Below are 21,682 nucleotides of genomic sequence, written 5' to 3'. Positions count from 1 at the left end.
ATAGCGCTGGGTCAGTCAGCTTATCAGTCACTGACCTACTGCCATCGGGGGCAAGCCCCCTCCCCCATTTGCACTGCGTACATCTCTAGCCTGTCTTCGCCTCGCCCTGCGCCCTATCCCCCGTTATACTTGCCGGCTTTCCTGAATTAATGCCAACTAGGGTCCCGCCGCGCATGGATAAGACCTACCAGCCGCACGCTATTGAAACTTCCTGGTACGAGACCTGGGAGTCCGAGAATTATTTCGCTCCGCAAGGCGCGGGTGATGCCTACACCATCATGATTCCGCCACCGAACGTCACTGGCAGCCTGCACATGGGCCATGGCTTCAACAATGCGATCATGGATGCGTTGATCCGTTTCCGCCGCATGCAGGGCCGCAACACCCTGTGGCAACCGGGCACCGACCACGCCGGTATCGCCACCCAGATGCTGGTGGAACGCCAACTCGAAGCCACCGGCCAGAACCGTCATGACCTGGGTCGCGAGAAATTCCTGGAGAAGATCTGGGAATGGAAAGACCAGTCCGGCGGCAACATCAGCCGTCAGATCCGTCGCCTGGGCTCGTCCGTAGACTGGAGCCGTGAGCGCTTCACCATGGACGACGGCCTTTCGGAAGCCGTGAAAGAAGCCTTCGTGCGCCTGCACGAAGACGGCCTGATCTACCGCGGCAAGCGTCTGGTCAACTGGGATACCAAGCTGCACACGGCAATTTCCGACCTCGAAGTGGAAAACCACGACGAGAAGGGCTTCCTGTGGAACCTCAAGTACCCGCTGGCCGACGGCGCCAAGACCGCGGAGGGCAACGACTACCTGATCGTCGCCACGACACGTCCGGAAACCATGCTCGGCGATGCTGCCGTGGCCGTTAACCCGAACGATGAACGCTACCAGGCGCTGATCGGCAAGTTCGTTGAGCTGCCGTTGGTTGGTCGTCGTATTCCGATCATCGCTGACGATTACTGCGACCCTGAATTCGGCACCGGCTGCGTGAAAATCACCCCGGCTCACGATTTCAACGACTACGAAGTCGGCAAGCGCCACAATCTGCCGCTGCTGAACATCTTCGACAAGAACGCCGCCGTGCTGCCGGCGTGCCAGGTGTTCAACCTCGACGGTACGCTGAACGAGAGCATCGACGGCAAGATCCCGGCCGAATACGCCGGCCTCGACCGTTTTGAAGCGCGCAAGCAGATCGTGGCGGCGTTCGACGCTGCCGGTTTGCTGGTGAGCGTTGACGACCACGCACTGAAAGTCCCGAAAGGCGACCGCTCCGGCACCGTCATCGAGCCGTGGCTGACCGACCAGTGGTACGTGTCCACCAAGCCGTTGGCTGAACCTGCGATTGCCGCCGTGGAAGATGGCCGTATCCAGTTCGTGCCAAAGCAGTACGAAAACATGTACTTCTCGTGGATGCGCGACATTCAGGATTGGTGCATCAGCCGTCAGCTGTGGTGGGGCCACCGGATTCCGGCCTGGTACGACGAGTCGGGCAAAGTCTACGTGGGCCGCGATGAAGCCGAAGTACGCGCCAAGCACAACCTCGGCCCGGACGTGGCGCTGCAACAGGACAACGACGTACTGGACACCTGGTTCAGCTCGGGCCTGTGGACATTCTCCACGCTCGGCTGGCCGCAACAGACTGAGTTCCTGAAAAAATTCCACTCCACCGACGTGCTGGTCACCGGCTTCGACATCATTTTCTTCTGGGTTGCCCGGATGATCATGCTCACCATGCATTTGGTGAAGAACGAAGACGGCACGCCGCAAGTGCCGTTCAAGACCGTGTACGTGCACGGCCTGGTGCGTGATGGCCAGGGCCAGAAAATGTCCAAGTCCAAGGGCAACGTCCTGGACCCGCTGGATATCATCGACGGCATCGACCTGGAAACCCTGGTGCAGAAACGCACCTCGGGCCTGATGCAGCCGAAACTCGCGAAGAAGATCGAGAAGCAGACCCGCGACGAGTTCGCCGACGGCATCGCCAGCTATGGCACTGACGCCCTGCGCTTCACCTTCTGCTCGCTGGCGTCCACCGGCCGCGACATCAAGTTCGACATGGGCCGCGTCGAAGGCTATCGCAACTTCTGCAACAAGATCTGGAACGCCGCGCGCTACGTGCTGGATAAAGGCGAAGACTGCGGCCAGAACGGCGAAGCCTATGAGCTGAGCCTGGCTGATCGCTGGATTATCTCGCAGCTGCAGCGCACTGAAGCCGAAGTGACCCGCCAACTCGACCAGTTCCGTTTCGACCTGGCCGCACAAGCCTTGTACGAGTTCATCTGGAACCAGTATTGCGACTGGTACCTGGAACTGTCCAAGCCTGTGCTGTGGGACGAAAACGCGCCGGTCGAACGTCAGCGTGGCACCCGCCGCACCCTGGTGCGCGTGCTGGAAGTGGCCCTGCGCCTGGCGCACCCGTTCATGCCGTTCATCACCGAAGAAATCTGGCAGCGCCTCGCGCCGCTGGCCGGTATCGAAGGCAAGACCATCATGCTGCAGCCTTGGCCGGTGGCCAACGAAGCGCGCATTGATGAGGCGGCCGAAAGCGATATCGAATGGCTCAAGACCTTGATGCTCGGCACGCGCAACATCCGCGCCGAAATGAACATCGGGCCGGGCAAGCCATTGGCGGTATTCGTGAAGAATGCCAGCGCCGAAGATCAGCGTCGCCTCACCGAGAACGATGCGCTGCTCAAGAAGCTGGCAAAACTGGAGTCGATCACCGTGTTGGCTGACGGCGCCGAAGCACCGCTGTCCGCGACTGCGTTGGTCGGCGACATGGAAGTGCTGGTGCCGATGGCTGGCCTGATCGACAAGGGCGCGGAACTGGCCCGTCTCGACAAGGAAATTGCCCGCCTGCAAGGCGAAGTGCAGCGAGTGGGCGGCAAGCTGTCCAACGCGGCGTTCGTCGACAAGGCGCCGGCTGAAGTGATCGACAAAGAACGCGCCAAGCTGGCCGAGGCTGAACAGGCCTTGGGCAAGCTGGCGGAGCAACATGCACGGATTTCCAGCCTGTAAGGTGAACCCCGTGTAAGAAAGAGGCCTTCGGGCCTCTTTTTTTTGCCCTGGAATTTTCCAATCCTTGCTGGCAATCCAGTCAATGTGGGAGGGGGCTTGCCCCCGATGGCGGTGTATCAGTCTGAATATTTTTGCCTCTCACACCGCAATCGGGGGCAAGCCACCTCCCACATTTGCCCGAGAGGGTCTCAGGATGTGTGACAATGCCCACCACTTTGAGCCAACACCAGAATCAACATGACCGCCCCCAGCACACCTAAACCTCCGCGCAAGAAGCCTAAATCCGCCGCCCCGGCCAAGCCCGTGGCACCGCGCAAAGAGGCAACCCTGCACCCGCGCAACCGCCACACAGGCCGTTACGACTTCCCGGCGCTGATCAAGACCACGCCGGAACTGGCGCAATTTGTGATCATCAACCCGTACGGCAAAGAGAGCATCGACTTTGCCAGCCCGGACGCAGTGCGGGTGTTCAACCGGGCGCTGTTGAAGGCGTTCTATGGCATCCAGCATTGGGACATTCCGGCGGACTACCTGTGCCCGCCAGTGCCGGGGCGTGCCGATTACGTGCATTTTCTTGCCGACCTGCTGGCCAGCGTCAACGACGGCAAGATCCCGCGCGGTTCAATCGTCAAGGTGCTGGACATCGGCATGGGCGCCAACTGCGTCTACCCGCTGATTGGCTACATGGAGTACCGCTGGAACTTCCTCGGCTCGGAGGTCGACCCTATCGCGGTGTCCGCCGCCAAGGCCATCGTACAGTCCAACGACCTGAGCAAAGTTATCCAACTGCGTCAGCAAGCCAACCCCAAGCAGATCCTGCTGGGCCTGCTGGAGCCGGGCGAACGCTTTGACCTGACCATGTGCAACCCGCCGTTCCACGCGTCCATGGAAGAAGCCACCAAGGGCAGCGAGCGTAAGTGGCGCGCTCTGGGCAAGGCCGATCCCAAGCGCAAGTTGCCGGTCCTGAACTTTGGTGGCCAGTCGGCGGAGCTGTGGTGTGAGGGCGGTGAAGCGCGCTTCGTCACGCAGCTTATCGCCGAGAGTGCGCACTTTGCCCACAAGGTGTTGTGGTTCAGCACCCTGGTGTCAAAAGCGTCGAACTTGCCCGCAATCCAGACAGCCCTCAAAAAAGCCGGAGTACTTGAGAGCCAGGTGGTGGAAATGTCCCAGGGTCAGAAGCAAAGCCGCTTCGTGGCCTGGACCTTCCAGACCAAGAACGAGCAGCAGATCTGGCGTCAGCGCTGGGTGCGCGACTGAAACGGTGGCGAGGGCGTTTGCTCCCTCGCCACGGTTGAGCCGCCACTGCAGTCAAATCGCAGGCAACAAAAAACCGTGCCCGGATTGCTCCGGAGCACGGTTTTTTTTGCTGCGTCTTACTTGTTAACAGCGTCGGTCAGGCCTTTGGCCACAACCAGCTTGATAACTTTCTTGGCAGCGATTTCGATGGCAGCGCCAGTCGAAGGGTTACGGCCAGTACGGGCTGGACGCTCAGTCACTTTCAGTTTGCCAACGCCTGGCAGAGTGATTTCGCCGCCGTTTTCCAGCTGATCAGCAACAACTTGGCTCAGTTGGTCCAGCAGAGCGCGCACGGTAGTTTTCGGTGCGTCTACTGCTTCAGCCAGGTCAGCGATCAGTTGGTCTTTAGTAATAGCCATTGTGGTGTTCCTTCCCTATCAAATTCATATGGATTGCAGAGTGCAGTGTCAGCCGTCGAGCCTGACCGTCAAGGCCTGGCACCCCCGGCCATAACCACGGGATCGGGGTTATAGATGCTTGAAACGGGGATTGGTTCGACCTGACAGATGCTGAATGCACGCTTAACGCCGAGTCTTGGCGTAAGACGGGGCAAAACTAGCACAGAGACGGGGAAATATCCGCCTCAACATACCCATTTGGTCAGCTTTATCGCTCTAAACCGTGAAAAAAAGGCATATAGCCCGTGGGAGGTCGCCCAAAACAGCCTTCCAAGCGCGTCATGGCCAATGGGTGCGGTACACTGGCGACTTTTTGGGGAGGCTTACCACTCCCCTTCAACCAGCCGAGAAGCCTATGCCGATCCGTCACTGCATCGTCCACCTGATCGACAAAAAACCCGACGGCACACCCGCAGTTCTACATGCCCGCGATTCGGAGCTTGCCGAGTCGGCCGCCATCGAGAACATGCTTGCCGACCTCAACGAGAGCTACAACGCCAAACAAGGCAAGGCCTGGGGTTTCTTCCACGCCGAGTCCGGCGCGCACCCGTTCAGCGGCTGGTTGAAGGAATATTTCGACGGCAGTCAGGATTTCACCCGCTTCAGCCGCACGGCGGTCGAGCACCTGCAAAAGCTGATGGAGGAGTCCAACCTGTCCACCGGCGGCCACGTGTTGTTTGCCCACTACCAGCAAGGCATGACCGACTACCTGGCGATCGCCCTGCTGCACCACAGCGAAGGCGTGGCAGTGACCGATGAGCTGGACGTGACCCCCTCGCGTCACTTGGACCTGGGCCAACTGCACCTGGCGGCGCGGATCAACGTGTCCGAGTGGCAGAACAACAAGCAATCCAAGCAGTACATCTCGTTTATCAAAGGCAAGAACGGCAAGAAGGTCTCGGAATACTTCCGCGACTTTATCGGCTGCCAGGAAGGCGTCGACGGCCCGGGCGAAACCCGTACCCTGCTCAAGGCGTTCAGCGATTTTGTCGAGAGCGAAGACCTGCCCGACGAATCTGCCCGCGAAAAAACCAAAACCCTGGTGGACTACGCCAGCAGCCAGGCCAAACTCGGCGAACCCATGGGCCTGGAAGAGTTGTCGGGGTTGATCGATGAAGACCGGCCAAAAGCGTTCTACGACCATATCCGCAACAAGGATTACGGCCTGTCGCCGGAAATCCCGGCCGACAAACGCACCCTCAACCAGTTCCGCCGCTTCACGGGTCGCGCCGAAGGCTTGTCCATCAGTTTTGAAGCGCACCTGTTGGGCGACAAGATCGAATACGACGAAGCCGCCGGCACTTTGATCATCAAAGGCCTGCCGACCCAACTGACTGACCAGCTCAAGCGCCGTAACTGATGCTCGGCGGGGTTTTCAAGAAAGTCCTGTTGGTGTTGCTGGTCGTGGTGGTGATCCAGAACTGGGGCAAGATCGAGCGGCTGTTCAACCCCTCGCAGGTGGTTTCGGAGCAAGTACGCACATCGGCGCGTGTGGTGCTCTATGCCACCGAGTGGTGTGGCTACTGCAAGCAGATCCGACGTTTTCTGGACCAGAAGGGCATTCCGTACCAGGCGCTGGACATTGAGAAGGATGCCCAGGCGCGCAAAGCCTATGAGGCATTGGGCGGCGGCGGGATTCCGTTTGTGGACGTGAACGGCACGCTGATTCGCGATTACAACCCTGAAGCGATCATGGCCGCGTTGAAATAGCTAATCTGCAAAACACTGCAGAACTAATGTGGGAGCGGGCTTGCTCGCGAAAGCGCAGTGTCAGTTGCTACAGGCATTGACTGATCCACCGCCTTCGCGAGCAAGCCCGCTCCCACATTTTGCTCTGCGCCAGCCTTAGTTAGAAGTTGGCTTCCAGCGACACCATCGCCGTGCGCTCTTCCCCCACGTTGTAATACGCCGTACTCGGCGCCAGGCCATTCACCGGTACCGAGTTGAACGCCACGGTGCGGGTCGAGCTCAGGTATTGCTTGTCGAACACGTTAAGCATCGAGAAGCGCAACGCTGCCGACTTGATGACTTTCTTGTCCACCGGCAAGTAAATACCAGCGTTCAGGTCGAACACCGTGCGGCCTTCGATTTTTTCCTTGTTGGTCAAATCGCCATAGAAGCTGCCGACGTACTTGCCCGCGATGTTGCCGTAGAAGCGCGCGTCGTCATACCCGAACACCAGGTTGAACATGTTTTCCGGCACGTTGGCCAGTTGCTTGCCCGCCGTCGGCAACAGCACATTCTTGCTGAGCAAATCGTCTTGCTGCTCGGACTTTGTGTAGGTGTACGAGGCGTAGTAGTTGAAGTGATGCGGCAACAAACCGCTCCACTCCAGTTCCAGGCCCTTGTTATCCACGCTGCCGACGTTGAGCACCATGTAGTCGCCGGCAGCATCGGTGGTCGACACCTGGCGATCCTTGAAGCTGATGTAGAACAGGGTCGCGCTCAACGCCATGTCGTCTTCGGTGTAGCGCCAGCCCAGCTCCTGGTTCCAGCTCAACTCAGACTTCAGGCTGACCGAGTCGCCCTTGTTGTACAGCACATAGTTGGGCGGCGTGCGCATGTTGCGGGTGACGTTGTAGAAGGTCTGGTTGCTTTCGTCGACCTGGTACTTGGCGCTGAAACTCGGCAGGAACTGGTGATAACGGGTGTTACGTTTTTCTGGTTTGTCGTACAGGCTGCCCAGGTTGTTGCCGTCACGCTCTACGTATTGGTACGCCACGCCGCCGACAAAACTCACGTCCGGTGTGGCCTGCCAGCTGTCCTGCACCCAGAGTTTCTGCGACGGGGTAACGGTGTAGTAGTGGCGGCCCTGGACAGTCGCGCCGTTCTTGTCGACGACCTGCCCGCCGCTGTTGTAATCGCCCCACACATCATCGGGCGCGCCTTCGCCGTTGATGCCGATAAACGGCTGGGTCTGGCGCTGGCGTGCGCGCTCATACCAGTAGCCATAGTCCAGGCTGTGTTCTTCGTTGATGTCCCATTTCATTTTCGCGGTGACGCCAGGGCGCCAGGTCTCGGTCCATGATGGCCGGTAATAGTTGGCCGATTGCAGGTTGCTCAGGTTGTAGTTGCCGGCTTTATCAGACTTCGGCCCCAGGTTGGATGCGGTCTGGCCGCTGAAGCTGCCACCGTTGGCCCAGTAGTAATAGGGCGTGACCGTCAGCGCCAGGTTGTCCTGCAACTGCCAGCGCTGGGTGAGCGTGGCGTTGACGCTTTCGAACGGATTGCGATTGAGCTTGTAGGACGACGACAGCAAACCCGACTTGTACACCGGCGTTTCCGAGTAGTCCTTGCGGCGCCCATCGGTCTCGAACTGCGACTTGCTCAGGGTGTTGTAGTTGTAATTTTCCTGGTTGTTGTATTTCACCGTGGCCAGGGTGGAGTTGCCGTTGCCGTCTTCAAACAGGCTGCTCCACTCGACTTTGTCACTGCGCAGCGTGCCTTTGCCGCGCCACTTGTCACCCTCAAGGTGAGAGGCCGACACCCAGCTCTTGAGGCCACCAAAATCGCCCGTGTTCACCCGCACGAACGTCTTGCGCAGGTCATTGGCACCGACGATCTGTTTGGCGAACAGCCCGGACTCTTTGGTCGGGCGAATCGTGATCATGCCGATGTTGCCGCCACTGGAGCCGATGTGCGGGCCGTCCGCCTCGGAGGAGCCCTGGGTGGCAAACACTTCGGCGAGGTTTTCCGGGTCGCCGAGTTGGTTTGAATACACGCTGTAGTTGCCCGAGTCGTTGATCGGCACGCCGTCGACAGACACCCCGACCTGATCCGAACTCATGCCCCGCATGGTGAAGTTGGTGCCGCTGGTGCCGCTGGCGTCGTCGCTGGATACGTTGATACCCGGCGTGTATTTAAGCTTGTCGATGGCGTTGGCGGTCGCGGACATTTCGTCCATGGCTTCCTTGGTTACCGTCGACCGCGCCTTGGCACTTTCTTCGCGAATCATGTGCCCATTGCCCAGGGTTTGTTTGCCGGCAACATTCACCGAACCGACATCCTGAGTGGTGTCTGCCAAAACCAGCGGCGCAAAGCTACCTAGGCCCGATGCTAAAAGCAGGGCAGAGAGTGTGTTGATCTTCACGAGTAGATCCCTTACGTGCATCTATCTGTTGTTATGGAGGGAGGTACTGGCTGTCAAAACCGGGTGAACGGCGACGCCAATCTTCCTGACCACCTGCTCAGGAATCCGGGGATCATCCTTGGCCCGTGTAACGGTTTGGTGACAGGTTTTGGCAATTGGGATGAAGGTTAAATGAACGCTCTACAGGCACCGGGATACCTGGCCTACAGCGCCATGTAAAAAACCGGCAAGGGGAAATTTTTGAAAGAATCGCCACGCTGAAAGTGACGATCGAAGCATTCGTGTCTAGCGCAATACAATCATGCGACCCAGCACAGCGTGTTGTTCAAAACCCAGAACGGCCTGCAAGGCACTCAAAACTGCCAAGGGATCCTTGCTTGGAAAACTGCCACTGACGCGCTTGGCGCCCATCTCGTCGTTGATCAGCAGGATCCGGCCCGGGTAGTAACGGCCAAGGTCCCTGACTACATCCGCCAACGGCACCTTGTAGTAGTTGAGCCAGCCATCGCGCCATGCCAGACGTGATTCGCTGTCGACCGCGTGCAGAGTATCGGCCACACCGTCGGCGTAGGCCGCTTGCTGGCCTGCCGTAAGAATTTGCTGTTGGCCCTGGCCTGACGGCGTGACACCCACGCGGCCGGACAGCACCGTCACCTGAGCGCCGGCCGGTTGCAGGCGCACTTCAAACTGCGTACCGAGCACTCGCGCTTCGCCACTGCCAGCCGCCACCACAAAGGGCTGGCCGGTGTGGGTCACGCTGAAAAAACCCGCCCCGCGGCGCAACTGAATGTGGCGCTCGCCGTGGCTGAAGTCCACGGCAATGGCGCTGTCGGCATCCAGCGTGACTTGGGATTGATCGGCCAGGGTCACGGTCTGCACCTGCCCCGGCGCCGTCACGTAATCAGCACCGAAGTCATCGACCCAGCGCGACGGCTGCCAGCCGGCGCCCATCGACACCATCACCAGCAGGCACGCGGCCACGGCCAGGGCGCCGGACCAACGCACCGCACGCGAGCGCTTCGAGGTGTTCATCGCGTTGAGGTAGCCCTGCAAGGCCAAGGCGTCTTCGTCCGCCAGTTTGCGTGCCGGTACCTCGCTCAATTCCCACAACACCTGGGCCTGAGCATAGGCCTCGACGTGCGCGGGGTCGGCACGCAACCAACGGCTGAACGTGGCCTGGTCACCGCTGCTGGGCTGGTCATGCAACAAGCTCAACCATTCGAGTGCGGCCTGCTCCTGGGCGGGCGTGGGGGTGACGTTCACGGTGCTTTCCCTGGCGTGCGTGGGGACGAGGGTTCGCGAAGGCTGGCTTTGCAGGCTTCGAGGGCACGCATCATATGTTTTTCCACGGCACTTTGGGACAGCCCCATGGCCTGGGCAATTTGCGCATATTTGCGGCCGTGGATGCGGTTGAGCAGGAAAATCTGCCGAGTGCGCTCCGGCAGGCTGCGCAGGGCGGCTTCGACATGGCGCAGGTCATTGCCTGCTTCAAACGCCGCCTGGGGCTCGGAACCCTGGTTGTCTTGCTGCTCCGGCAACCAGCCCTCACTGCTGCGCACCCGGGCGCCTTCGCTGCGCAAGTGATCAATGGCGATGTTGCCGGCGCAGCGCAACAAGTAGGTGCTGAGTTCTTCGACCTGCACCAGCGGCCGGCGCCAGAAGCGCAGGAACAGGTCCTGCACCAGGTCGGCCGCCGTCGCCCGGCAGCCTACGCGCCGGCTGACCAGCGCTTCCATCTGCGAGCGCTGCGACAAAAACACCTGCAGGAAATGCGCACGCCCACCGGCCGCATCGGTGTGCTGGCTGTCCTGGGATTCGGGTGGGGTGCTGATCATCATGGGAAGCTCAGAGTAAGGCGAACGCCGCAACAGGGCTGGCCAGCAGGCCGACGCCCGCCAGAATCAAGGCCAGCCTTGGCCGATACGGCAACAGCAACACCAGCAGCAGTGCGCTGAGCATCAATACGGCGCACCACTCCACCAACCCCTGCGCCCAATTCGAGGCCGCCACGGCCGGCCATATCGACAGCACCAGCAGCAGCCAACCGACCACACGCAATGTGAGGCGTCGCGGTGGTGAGGGTTTGCTGTGCAGCAGTTCACCGTGATGGCGGTCGGTGGACAGGCACAGCGCGGTAAACCCGGCGTAGCACATCAACAGGGCGAGCAGCATTCAGTTCGCCTCCTGCTTGAGCGTCAGTCCACGTGCGCGTTCGGCCTTGGGCTGCGGCGCCGCGCGGCGCTGCATCTTCCAGGCCGCCCAGGTCAGGAACAGGCCGCTGGCCAGGCACGTCAGGTCAAAACCGGCCATGGCCCAATCACCGCTGGCCAGTGACACGCCCAAGTGCTGCGAGGTGGTCAATGCGTTGAGCAGTGGAATGGCCACAAACAGCAAGGCGCCGAGGCTCAGTTGCTCAACCCAGCCCTGGCGGCCTCGACGCAGCACGGCATGCAACAGGCTCAGGCCCCAGGCAATGAAGAAGGCCTGCACTTCCCAGTCGGACCGCTCGGCGAAGCTCACCGGCAACAACCGGTTGGCCCAGAAAAACGCCGCGATGGCGATCATCAGCCCGGCCATACTGGCCATGTTCAGCACTTCAACCAGCCGCAATTCAAACGGCATCACAGCGGTTTTGGCGTGCTTGAGCTGGCGCTTGCCGAGCCAAATCACAAGGCCCGTGCCGATCATCGCCGTGCCCGCCAGGCCGCAGATAAAGTACAACCACCGCAGCACCGGGCCGGCGAAATGGCCCATGTGCAAGCCGTAGAAACTGCCGCCAATCGCCGCTGGCAACGACTGTTCACCGCTGACCCGCAACAACTCGCCGGTGGTGCCGTTGAACGACACACTGCTGCCGAAATCGTGCACCACGCGGTCGGCACCTGCGCGAACCACATTGACCGAGGCGTTCACATCGCCAGGGTTGTTGACCACCAAACGACCAACATGCCCACCCGCCCATTGCTGGCGCGCTTGCTCATACATCGGCCCTAACGGCAGCAATACACCCGGCTGTCCGAGCGCCGGCGCGTTATTGGTATTGGGGAACACGTCATTGAAAAACGCACGGCTGTCGTCGCCGTAGGAAGCCACGATCGGCGCTGGCATCACCATGCTCATGAAGATCACCAGACTGCTGTAGGTGATCATCAAGTGAAACGGCAACACCAGCACGCCCACCGCGTTATGCCCGTCGAGCCAGGAGCGCTGGCCTTTGCGTGGGCGGAAGGTGAAGAAGTCCTTGAAGATTTTCTTGTGGGTGATGATGCCGGTGATCAGTGCCACAAACATCACCATCGCGGCGATGGTCGACAGCCAGCGCCCCCACGGGTAAGGCATCTGCAGCTGAAAGTGGAAGCGATAGAAGAACTCGCCGCCCATGCTTTCACGCGCCTGCACGGGCTGGCGGGTGACGGGATCGAGGACTTTCTGGATGAAGTTGCCGCGTTTGCCGGGGTCGACTTTGTCTTGCCACATCACCGACAGGCCGGGATCGCGGCTGTCCGGCAGGGTGATAAACCAGCGCGCGGCGTTGGGCGCCTGTTGCTGCAGATAGGTTTGGGCGGCGGCGAGGCTACGCGCGTCATCCAACGGATAAGCCTGCACTTCGGGCTGCATCCAGTGGGTAATTTCGTCCTTGAAATAGGACAAGGTCCCTGTCAGGAAAATCGCAAACAGCAGCCAGCCAAAGATCAGTCCAGCCCAGGTGTGCAACCAGGCCATCGCCTGGCGAAAGCCCTCTTTCATGTGCGCGTCATCCACAAACCGATGCCCGCCAGCGTGGCAAACATCGCACTCGGCAGCATCACGCCAAACCAGGCTCGCCCTGCCGTGCGGCAGGCAAAACACCAGATTACCGCCAACAGGTAGAACACAAACGAACTCATCATCCCGGTGATCACCGCGTCGGCCCGGGAGACGGGCATCCACAACGCCAGGCAGACGGCCGCCAGGGACGCCATCAGGTATCCGCCGACCACGGCAGCCAGCACGCGCGAGGTTACGGCGAGGCGATAGGCAACGGGAAGTGAGGGTTTGCTTTTCATACGGGAGGCGCCAGGGTCATCAGCGCGCAATATTAATGATAAATATTCTCATAAGCAAAAGAGAACGGATGAATCACCGGTCCTGGCGGATTGCCGAACCCCGTCACGCGCCCTACAATGCGAACAATTCTTGTTCTCTAAAGCATGCCGATGCTTATGGAGTGATTGCGTTGCAGCCGTCCACCCCCGTTGAAGTTCTGTACAACGACCATCACCACTGGCTCACCGGCTGGTTGCGACGCAAGCTCGGCTGCCCGGAAAGCGCGGCCGACCTGGCCCAGGACACCTTCATCCGTGTGCTCACCGCGCGGGAAGCCCCAACGCTGATCGAACCCCGCGCGTTCCTCACCACCGTGGCCAAGCGCGTGCTGTTCAACTTCTACCGTCGTCAGGACCTGGAACGCGCCTACCTCGACGCACTGGCGCAAATGCCCGAACACGTGGCGCCGTCGGAAGAAGAACGCGCAATCATCCTGCAGACCTTGCTGGAGCTCGACCAACTGCTCGACGGCCTGCCCGTTCAGGTCAAACGCGCCTTCCTGCTGGCCCAGCTCGACGGCCTGACCTACGCGCAAATCGGCGCCGAGCTGGGTATCTCCATCGCCACCGTCAAACGCCACTTGAATAAAGCCGCCATGCGCTGCTACTTCGCCCTATGAACTTTTCCACGCAAGTCGCCGAACAAGCCGTGCACTGGTTGATGGAAATGCAGCAAGGCGCACTCAACCCGCGCCAGCAAGCGGCCTGGCAGCAATGGCTGGACGCCCACAGCGAACATCAGCGCGCGTGGGACCATATCCAGCGCGTCAACCAACGCCTGCGCGGCATGCCCTCGCCCTTGGCGCACGCCGCCTTGAACGCGCCCAAATCCAGCAGCCGGCGCCAGGCCCTCAAGCTGCTGCTGATTCTCGGCGCCGGTTCGGCCGCGGCCTGGAGCCTGCGCCAGCAACATATTCTGCCGCCGCTGAGCGCCGACTACCGCAGCCCCGTCGGCCAACGACGCAAGGTGCAGCTGGCCGATGGCAGCCAGTTGCAGCTCAACACCGGCAGCGCAGTGGATGTGCATTTTGACGGCAGCCAACGCTTGGTCCGCTTGCTCGAAGGCGAGATCTTGCTGACCGCCCGCCCCGGCGATACGCCGCTGCACGTGCTGACCGGCCAAGGCCTGCTCAGCAGCCAGGCGGCGCGGCTGAACGTGCGTCAGTTCAACGACCACACGCAACTGGCAGTTTTCGATGGCCATGTTGAGGTAATGCCCAACCACTACAGCGGCCTGCCGCTGACCGTCGAGGCCTCGCGCCAAGTCAATTTCACCCGCAAAGGCTGGGACACCCCGCGCCCGACCGACGCCAACAGCGGTGCCTGGGCCGACGGCATGCTGGTGGCCGCGCACATGCGCCTGGGCGATTTCCTCGCCGAGCTGGGTCGCTATCGCCGAGGCCAGGTCAATTGCGACCCGCAAGTGGCCAACCTGCTGCTGTCCGGCAGTTATCCGCTGGACGACAGCGAACGCATTCTCGACCTGTTGGAAGTCAGCCTGCCGGTGAAAGTACGGCGTTTTACCCGCTACTGGGTGACCGTCCAGGCACGCGCGTAAATTATTTTTAAAAAACATGAGCCGTTTTCCACACCTCGCGTGACAGAGAAGGAAAGCCACCTTGATCCTACCTTCTCAGGACCGCCCTTCATGCCCCAGCAACCGACGCTTCTTGTCCGCACCTTGCGCCAATTCCTACTCGGCGCGAGCCTGAGTCTTACCGTGCTCCCGCATGTGTTGGCGGCAGACGCCAAGCCCTATCACATCGCCCCGGCCACCTTGGAAGCCGCGCTGAACCAATTTGGTCGCGAGGCCGGCGTGCTGATTTCGTTCGGCTCCGAGGTCACAGCGGGTATGCAGAGTCGGGGTTTGTCGGGCAACTACAGCGCCGACGAAGGCTTGCAAAAACTCCTGGAAGGCACTGGCCTGCAAGCCCGCGCCGAGGGCGAAAACGCCTACAGCCTGCAACCGGCCAGCGCCCCTGCCACCCTTGAATTACAAACCTCCAACGTGGTGGGCGACTGGCTCGGCGATGCGGCGCAAACCAACGTGTTCGAACACCCCGGCGCGCGTGATGTGATCCGCCGCGAAGAGTTCGAGCGCCAGGGCGCGACACAGGCGCGTGACGTGCTCAACCGCATTCCCGGCGTCAACGCCCCGGAAAACAACGGCACCGGCAGCCACGACATGGCGCTGAACTTCGGCATCCGTGGGCTCAACCCCCGCCTCGCCTCGCGCTCCACCGTCTTGATGGATGGCATCCCGGTGCCCTTCGCGCCGTATGGCCAACCGCAGCTGTCCTTCGCCCCGATCAGCATGGGCAACATGGACGCCGTGGACGTGGTACGCGGCGGCGGCGCGGTGCGTTACGGGCCGCAAAACGTCGGTGGCATCGTCAACTTCGTGACCCGCGCAATCCCGGACGCCCCCACCGTCAAAGGCGGCTTGCAGACCGAGACCAGCCCGTCCTCCAGCCATGATGGCTTCAAGACCACCGGCAACCTGCTGGCTGGCGGCACGGCCGATAACGGCCTGGGCGGCGCCATTTTGTATTCCGGCACCCGTGGCGGCGACTGGCGCGAAAACAGCAACACGCGCATTGACGACTTGATCCTCAAAGGCAAATACCAGTTGGACGACGCCAACAGCTTCAACGCCATGGCGCAGTACTACGAAGGCCGGGCCGATATGCCCGGTGGCTTGAACGTCAAGGACTACAAGGCTGATCCGTATCAGTCCACCCGCCCCTACGACAAATTCTGGGGTCGCCGTACGATGTTCAACGCCGGTTACCGCTACCAGGAAGACCGCCGCGAATTCACCGCCAACACCTTCTTCACCACCACGTTGCGTAATGGCTACCTGGATCAGGGCAACTTCCTTTCGCTGTCGCCGCGCGAGTATTGGGTACGCGGCCTCGAAACCCGCTTCGCCCAGGGCTTCGACCTTGGCCCCACCAGCCACGAAGTGGGCGTCGGCTACCGCTACATCAACGAAGCCGGGCACGAGTTGCGCTACCGCACGCCGATCAGCGCCAACCAGCAACTGCCCGACACCAACAGCCGCAACGACCGCGACACGCGTGGCGCCACCGAGGCCAACGCGTTTTTTGTCGATGACCGCATCGATATCGGCAAGTGGACCATCACCCCAGGCATCCGCTACGAGATGATCGAGTCCCAGCAGACCAACAACCTGACCAACGTCAAATACAAGGGCGACTACAACACCGCGCTGCCGGCGTTGAACGTGCTTTACCACCTGACCGAAGACTGGAATCTTTACGCCAACACCGAAGGCTCGTTCGGCAGCGTGCAGTACAGCCAGATGCCCAACCGCGTGACCAGCGGCGAAGTGAAGCCGGAAAAAGCCCGCACCTGGGAACTCGGCACGCGGTATGACAACGGCACCTTGCGTGCGGAAATCGGCGCGTTCCTGATCAATTTCGACAACCAGTACGACAGCAACCAGACCAACGACTCGGTGATCGCCCGCGGCGAAACGCGCCATCAAGGCATCGAGTCGAGCCTCAACTACGCCCTTGACGGGCTGAGCCCGGCGCTGGCCGGTTTTGATGTGTACGCCACCTACGCCTACGTCGACGCGACCATCCGCGAAGACGGCCCGAACAAGGGTAATCGCGTGCCCTTCTCCTCCAAGCACAAAGGCACCGTGGGCGTCGGTTACACCGAAGGTCGCTGGAAACTTAACCTGGACAGCAGCTACCAGAGCAGCCAGTTCGCCGACAACGCCAACACCCAGGCGGAAAGTGCCGACGGCAGTACCGGACGCATCCCAGGCTACATGCTGTTCAGCAGCCGCGCGGCGTATGACTTCGGCCCACAACTGTCGGATTTGAACGTGGCAGTCGGTGTGAAAAATATCCTCAACAAGCAGTACTACACCCGCTCGTTCGACGATAACAACAAAGGCAAATACGTCGGTGAGCCACGCACGGTGTATGTGCAGACGTCCATCGCGTTCTGATTGCCTGAGTCATAAAAGCTCCAGCCAAGAACTGGGGTCTTACAAACGATGCAAAACCCTGTGGGAGCTGTCGAGCCCCGGCGAGGCTGCGAAGGCGGAGGCGGCGGCACAGGCGCTGTCCAAGTTGCCTGGCCCACCGCTTTCGCAGCCTCGCTAAAGCTCGACAGCTCCCACAGGGGGATCGGCTTTGTCGGTCAAACCTCGGTTCACAAAAGCATCGCGACGAGCACAAATCTCACCCGCTATGAAGATCAACTGTGGGAGCTGTCGAGCCCCGGCGAGGCTGCGAAGGCGGCGACACAGGCGCTATCCAAGGTGCCTGACCCACCGCTTTCGCAGCCTCGCTAAAGCTCGACAGCTCCCACAGGGGATCGACTTTTTTCGGTCAGATCGTGGCTCGCAAAAGCATCGCGACGATGCACAAATCTCGCCCGCAATAGAGATCAACTGTGGGAGCTGTCGAGCTTTAGCGAGGCTGCGAAGGCGGCGGCACAGGCGCTATCCAAGGTGCCTGACCTGCCGCTTTCGCAGCCTCGCTGAAGCTCGACAGCTCCCACAGGGGATCGGCTTTGTTGGTCAGGGTCAGCTACCCGCCAGGCAACTTGGGGTGCCGGCGACCAAGGCATCGATTGCGCAGCGTGTCTTGGCCGGCATGTGTGCGGCCGTGGGCCAAATCACATGGATCGGCGCAGGCTGGTCGCGGTAGCTCGGCAGTACTGCTTCCAGTTGGCCGCGCAGCACATAGTGCGCAATCAACCAGCTCGGCAACCACGCCAGGCCCACGCCCGCAATGGCGGCATCGGCCACGGCCTGGAGGTCGTCCAGTACCAAAGGCGAGGTCATCCCCGAGTGATACGAATTGTTGCAACGGTAGGCAATGCCTCGGTGGCTGGCGAGGTCATCAATACACTCAATTGGCCCGACACGTTGCACGTACGCAGGTGACGCGGCCAACCCCACGGACTGCTCGCCCAAACGGCGTGCGCTCAGGCGGTCGGTGTCCGGCAGCGGGCCAATGCGCACGGCCACGTCGAAGCCTTCCTGTGCCAGGTCTATCAGCCGGTCAGAGAAGGAGATCTCGATCTTCAATTGCGGATAACGGTCCATCAAACCCCACAAAGCAGGCGCCGCGTAGTGGTGACCGAACGCCAGTGGCAGGCTCGCCCTTAACCGCCCGCGCGGCTGCTGCCGGCCACTCTCCAACACCGACTCGGCGGCCTCCAATTCGGCCAGTGCGCGCAAGCAATGCTCGTAGTACGCCTGCCCGTCCTCGGTCAGACGCTGGCGGCGGGTGGAACGCTGCAACAGGCAGGTGCCCAGGCGAGCTTCCAGTCGCGCCAAACCTTTACCCACCGCAGAGCGCGTGAGGTTGAGCCGCTCGGCGGCCTCGGTCAGGTTGCCGCTTTCAACGATCTGCAAAAAGAGTTCAACGCCATCAAAACGCGGAGTGGGCATGATTCTATTGTCGCTCTTGATTCCCTTATCAGAGGAAAACTTATCACGAATAAGGAAATCTGTTCCCGCGAGAATAGCGTTTCCACTCAACCGTAAGGAACACCTCATGCCGCCCGCCGCCGCTGTATCGGCCGTCAGCGCTCCGCGCACCGCCAGAGATAGCCTTGCCCTCACCGCCGTCTGCCTCGTCGCCCTGATGTTCGGCCTGGAAATCTCCAGCGTGCCGGTGATCCTCCCGACCCTGGAACAGCAACTGGGCGCAGGTTTTCAGGATGCCCAATGGATCATGAATGCTTACACCCTGGCCTGTACCAGCGTGTTGATGGCAGCCGGCACACTGGCTGATCGCTTTGGCCGGCGGCGCATGCTGGTGCTGTGCTTGTGGCTGTTTGGCTTGGCCTCGCTGGCATGTGGCCTGGCGAACGATGCGCCAACGCTGATCGCAGCGCGTTTTGTTCAGGGCGTGGGCGCGGGCGCGATGATGATCTGCCAGTTCGCGATTCTTTCGCACCAGTTCCGTGAACCAACGACGCGGGCGCGTGCCTTCGCGATTTGGGGCGTGATCGCGGGCGTGGGCCTTGGCTTCGGGCCGATGGTGGGGGCGTTGATTCTGGCAGTCGCGGACTGGCGCTGGGTGTTCCTGGTCCATGCGCCGCTGACCTTGTTGACCTTGGTACTGCTGCGCATCAGCGTGCAGGAGTCGCGCGACCCGGCCGGCCATCGTCTGGATATCGCGGGCATGCTGACCCTGACCCTGTCGGTGTTCGCCCTGGTCTACTTCATCACTCAGGGCAGCGAGCACGGCTTCGGCTCAGCGGCCATGCTGGGCTGGGCGGGCTTGTCGCTGATGGCGCTGCTGCTGTTCATCGCTGTCGAGCGCCGCAGCGCTCACCCGATGTTCGATTTCTCGGTGTTTCATATTCAGCGCTTCAACGGCGCCTTGATGGGTTCGATTGGCATGAACTTCAGCTTCTGGCCGTTCATGATCTACCTGCCGCTCTACTTCCAGGCGGGGCTGGGCTACGACACCATGACCACCGGCGGCGCCCTGCTCGCCTACACCTTGCCCACCTTGCTGGTGCCGCCGCTGGCTGAACGCCTGGCCCTGCGCTATGGCGCCGACCGCATCATTCCGTTGGGCCTGGGCCTGATGGGTGCAGGCTTTATGGGTATGGCGGCGGCCAATGGAGCCGAACATCCGAGCGTCGTACTCGTGCTTTTCAGCTGCGTGACGGCTGGCGTGGGGCTGGCACTGACCAACTCACCAACCACCAACACCACCACCGGCTCCGTCTCGGCCGACCGCGCGGGCATGGCCTCGGGCATTGACCTGAGTGCGCGGCTGATCACGCTGGCACTCAACATCGCACTGATGGGCCTGGTGCTGTTGCTCGGCATCGGTCATCACCTCTCTGGCCTGTTGCCCGATACCACCGTCCTGGATTGGCCCGCGATCAGCCAGAACATCGCCGCAGGCAAGTTGGACACGCCGATGCTCGCACCCGCAGATGCCCAGGCGGCCCTGCGCCATGGCGCCGGTTGGGCGATGCTTTTTGCCGGCTTTGGTGCTTGTGGGTTGGCGCTGTTGAGCAGGTATTTCTTTCGACGCGGCAGCTAAACGAAAACGGGCCTGCAGATGCAGGCCCGTTTGATTGGATTGAAAAAACACTCAGCTATCAGCCGTTAAGCGCAGCCTGTTCGTTTTCCAGAAATTCCTCTTCGAGTTCGGCCTCATCGGCCTTGGTATCAGGCAGAGCTTGCCCGGCGGCGCGTGGTTTGCCGCGTAGTTTTCCGTACAGATGCTCCAGCGCGTGCTCAAGCTTGGTGGCTGCGCCATCGATTGCCTGTTCCAGGGTGTCGGCCTTGTGCAATACCGACAGTGGTTGATGGCCCTTTGGCCGTGCTTCCAGGCGGCAACTCAAATCGTGGGGACCGGGCTTGTCGCCATTTTCGTCTTTGAGGTAGACCTCGACGCGGGTCAGGTCTTCTTCGTAACGTTCGAGCGTGCTCTCAATGGTAGTACGTACCCACTCCTCCAGTCGGATGCTGCTTTCAATATGGTTATCGCTATTGACTTGGATTTGCATAGTTCTTCCCTTATTTCAGCTAGCTCGCAGGAGGTCACAAACTGCAACGCCGGGGTGGTGAAACCATGACCTCTTGTTTACACAATTGAGCACTCAGAAGAACAATTCAACCCCTTTGCAAAGATAAATTCCACATTACAAATTAAGCCTGACGACAAGCAAAAACGCTGTTAGGGTGGGGAGTTAGTTACATCTTCTTACGCTTAGCCAACCCTACAATTGCCCCTCTCCCAACGGGTGCAATCCGCGAAAAATCCCCGCTTCCTCCACCAGCCAGTCATGCACCGCGCGTACGCCCGGATGGCTCAGCGCGCCCGGCGCATACAGCAGCACGTAGCGTTTGTGGTTCGGCACCGCGAGGCCGAACGGCACGATCAAGGTGCCACGTTCCAGCTCGTCGTTGAGCAAGGTGCGCCGCGCAATCGCCACGCCCATGCCGGCAATGGCGGCCTCGATGGTCAAGTGATTGCGGTTGAAGGTGTGCCCGCGCCGTACGTCGGCGTGGTGGTAGCCGATGGCATTCAGGTAAAACTCCCACTCAGCGTATTCATAACTCCCACGCCAGGCGGTGATGTCGTGCAACAGCGGAAAATGCACCAGGTCGGCCGGGCCATGCAACGGCGGACGCCCGCGCAACAAGCTGGGTGCGCACACCGGAAAAATCTGCTCATCGAGCAAGGCTGTGGATAACAGCCCGGGATAGCTGCCGTCGTTCAAGTCGATGGCCAAGTCGAAATCGCCCTCATGCAGGGCGACGCTGCTGTCTTCCGCGACCAAGCGCAGCTGAATATCCGGAAACCGTTGCTGCAGACGCGGCAAACGCGGGGTCAGCCACTTACCGAGAAACGACGGAATGGAGCGCAAGCGCAAGGTGCCGCTGATCATTCCCGCGTCCAGCCGCTGCAACTCGGCATCGATGCTGCCGTAGGCCTCGCCCACCGTCGCCGCCAGCCGCTGCCCCTCGGCGCTCAGTTCTACGCCGCGCGCGCGTCGATGAAACAGGCGAAAACCCAAACGCTCCTCCAGCTGGCGGATTTGCTGACTCACCGCCCCCGGCGTGATGTGCAGTTCTTCGGCGCAGCGGGTGAACGACAAATGCCGCGCGGCACAGGAAAAAACGTGCAGCCAGACGTAAGTCTGGCCATGAAGGGGCCGGGTCATAGGGTTTAGTCCTGCTAAAGGGTGTCTTAGGATAATTCGTTGGTCAGTGCCGTTCCAGGGGCTCAGTATCGCGCCAATTCCGCTCGTCCTACAAAACATGGCAGC

At 60.8% G+C, this 21,682-nt stretch carries 18 protein-coding genes; 8 read left to right on the top strand and 10 right to left on the bottom strand.

The annotated features are described in order from the left end of the window. The first annotated feature begins 173 nt into the window (after window positions 1-173). Both FPT15_RS12585 and rlmF read left to right on the top strand, forming a co-directional pair. Window positions 174-3,020, top strand: a complete 2,847-nt coding sequence (locus FPT15_RS12585; protein ID WP_145161373.1) for a valine--tRNA ligase — start codon at window positions 174-176, stop codon at window positions 3,018-3,020. A gap of 237 nt (window positions 3,021-3,257) precedes the next feature. Beyond that, entirely contained in the window at window positions 3,258-4,277 is a 1,020-nt protein-coding gene (gene rlmF, locus FPT15_RS12580; RefSeq protein WP_145161371.1) for a 23S rRNA (adenine(1618)-N(6))-methyltransferase RlmF, read from the top strand. A gap of 116 nt (window positions 4,278-4,393) precedes the next feature. Here rlmF and FPT15_RS12575 read toward each other — a convergent pair whose 3' ends face one another. Continuing rightward, window positions 4,394-4,675, bottom strand: coding sequence for an HU family DNA-binding protein (locus tag FPT15_RS12575; protein ID WP_003188840.1), 282 nt, complete (start codon window positions 4,673-4,675; stop codon window positions 4,394-4,396). Between the two features lie 394 nt (window positions 4,676-5,069). On the opposite strand from FPT15_RS12575, the gene yejK reads away from it, so the two are divergent. After that, window positions 5,070-6,074, top strand: coding sequence for a nucleoid-associated protein YejK (gene yejK / locus FPT15_RS12570; RefSeq protein ID WP_106579474.1), 1,005 nt, complete (start codon window positions 5,070-5,072; stop codon window positions 6,072-6,074). Then, window positions 6,074-6,424 (top strand): glutaredoxin family protein, encoded by a 351-nt coding sequence (locus FPT15_RS12565; RefSeq protein ID WP_145161369.1) that lies wholly within the window; start codon window positions 6,074-6,076, stop codon window positions 6,422-6,424. Before yejK ends, FPT15_RS12565 begins: the two co-directional genes overlap by 1 nt. 139 nt (window positions 6,425-6,563) lie before the next feature. Here FPT15_RS12565 and FPT15_RS12555 read toward each other — a convergent pair whose 3' ends face one another. The 6 genes from FPT15_RS12555 to FPT15_RS12530 all read right to left on the bottom strand — a co-directional run bounded on the left by FPT15_RS12555 (window position 6,564) and on the right by FPT15_RS12530 (window position 12,850). Continuing rightward, complete coding sequence (locus tag FPT15_RS12555) at window positions 6,564-8,804, bottom strand: TonB-dependent receptor (protein ID WP_145161367.1); 2,241 nt, start codon at window positions 8,802-8,804, stop codon at window positions 6,564-6,566. Between the two features lie 285 nt (window positions 8,805-9,089). After that, complete coding sequence (locus tag FPT15_RS12550) at window positions 9,090-10,067, bottom strand: FecR family protein (protein WP_145161365.1); 978 nt, start codon at window positions 10,065-10,067, stop codon at window positions 9,090-9,092. After that, window positions 10,064-10,642 (bottom strand): RNA polymerase sigma factor, encoded by a 579-nt coding sequence (locus FPT15_RS12545; protein ID WP_145161363.1) that lies wholly within the window; start codon window positions 10,640-10,642, stop codon window positions 10,064-10,066. Before FPT15_RS12545 ends, FPT15_RS12550 begins: the two co-directional genes overlap by 4 nt. Before the next feature lie 7 nt (window positions 10,643-10,649). Continuing rightward, the gene (locus FPT15_RS12540; RefSeq protein WP_145161361.1) at window positions 10,650-10,976 is read right to left on the bottom strand and encodes a DUF3325 domain-containing protein; all 327 of its coding nucleotides are present in this window, start codon (window positions 10,974-10,976) and stop codon (window positions 10,650-10,652) included. Further along, window positions 10,977-12,551 carry a PepSY domain-containing protein gene (locus tag FPT15_RS12535; protein WP_145161359.1) on the bottom strand — a complete coding sequence of 525 codons (1,575 nt, stop codon included), beginning with the start codon at window positions 12,549-12,551 and terminating at the stop codon, window positions 10,977-10,979. Beyond that, complete coding sequence (locus FPT15_RS12530) at window positions 12,548-12,850, bottom strand: DUF3649 domain-containing protein (RefSeq protein ID WP_145161357.1); 303 nt, start codon at window positions 12,848-12,850, stop codon at window positions 12,548-12,550. Before FPT15_RS12530 ends, FPT15_RS12535 begins: the two co-directional genes overlap by 4 nt. A 170-nt stretch (window positions 12,851-13,020) precedes the next feature. Between FPT15_RS12530 and FPT15_RS12525 the strand changes: the two genes are divergently transcribed. The 3 genes from FPT15_RS12525 to fecA all read left to right on the top strand — a co-directional run bounded on the left by FPT15_RS12525 (window position 13,021) and on the right by fecA (window position 16,874). Next, entirely contained in the window at window positions 13,021-13,509 is a 489-nt protein-coding gene (locus FPT15_RS12525; protein ID WP_145161355.1) for a sigma-70 family RNA polymerase sigma factor, read from the top strand. Then, window positions 13,506-14,447 (top strand): FecR domain-containing protein, encoded by a 942-nt coding sequence (locus tag FPT15_RS12520; protein ID WP_145161353.1) that lies wholly within the window; start codon window positions 13,506-13,508, stop codon window positions 14,445-14,447. The genes FPT15_RS12525 and FPT15_RS12520 overlap by 4 nt, the downstream gene beginning before the upstream one ends. Before the next feature lie 90 nt (window positions 14,448-14,537). Continuing rightward, window positions 14,538-16,874 (top strand): TonB-dependent Fe(3+) dicitrate receptor FecA, encoded by a 2,337-nt coding sequence (gene fecA, locus FPT15_RS12515; RefSeq protein WP_145161351.1) that lies wholly within the window; start codon window positions 14,538-14,540, stop codon window positions 16,872-16,874. A gap of 582 nt (window positions 16,875-17,456) precedes the next feature. Here the strand turns inward: fecA and FPT15_RS12510 are convergent. After that, window positions 17,457-18,329, bottom strand: coding sequence for a LysR family transcriptional regulator (locus tag FPT15_RS12510; protein WP_145161349.1), 873 nt, complete (start codon window positions 18,327-18,329; stop codon window positions 17,457-17,459). Window positions 18,330-18,435: 106 nt separating this feature from the next. On the opposite strand from FPT15_RS12510, the gene FPT15_RS12505 reads away from it, so the two are divergent. After that, window positions 18,436-19,947: an MFS transporter gene (locus FPT15_RS12505; RefSeq protein WP_145161347.1), complete on the top strand. Its 1,512-nt coding sequence runs from the start codon at window positions 18,436-18,438 to the stop codon at window positions 19,945-19,947. A gap of 58 nt (window positions 19,948-20,005) precedes the next feature. On the opposite strand, the gene FPT15_RS12500 is transcribed toward FPT15_RS12505, so the two are convergent. Both FPT15_RS12500 and FPT15_RS12495 read right to left on the bottom strand, forming a co-directional pair. Next, window positions 20,006-20,416: an HPF/RaiA family ribosome-associated protein gene (locus FPT15_RS12500; protein WP_106579487.1), complete on the bottom strand. Its 411-nt coding sequence runs from the start codon at window positions 20,414-20,416 to the stop codon at window positions 20,006-20,008. 213 nt (window positions 20,417-20,629) lie between these two features. Continuing rightward, entirely contained in the window at window positions 20,630-21,577 is a 948-nt protein-coding gene (locus tag FPT15_RS12495; RefSeq protein WP_145161345.1) for a LysR substrate-binding domain-containing protein, read from the bottom strand. Window positions 21,578-21,682 lie beyond the last annotated feature (105 nt).

The organism is Pseudomonas sp. RGB (assembly GCF_007713445.1).
Taxonomy (GTDB): domain Bacteria; phylum Pseudomonadota; class Gammaproteobacteria; order Pseudomonadales; family Pseudomonadaceae; genus Aquipseudomonas.
This window is presented reverse-complemented; position numbering and strand designations above follow the sequence as displayed.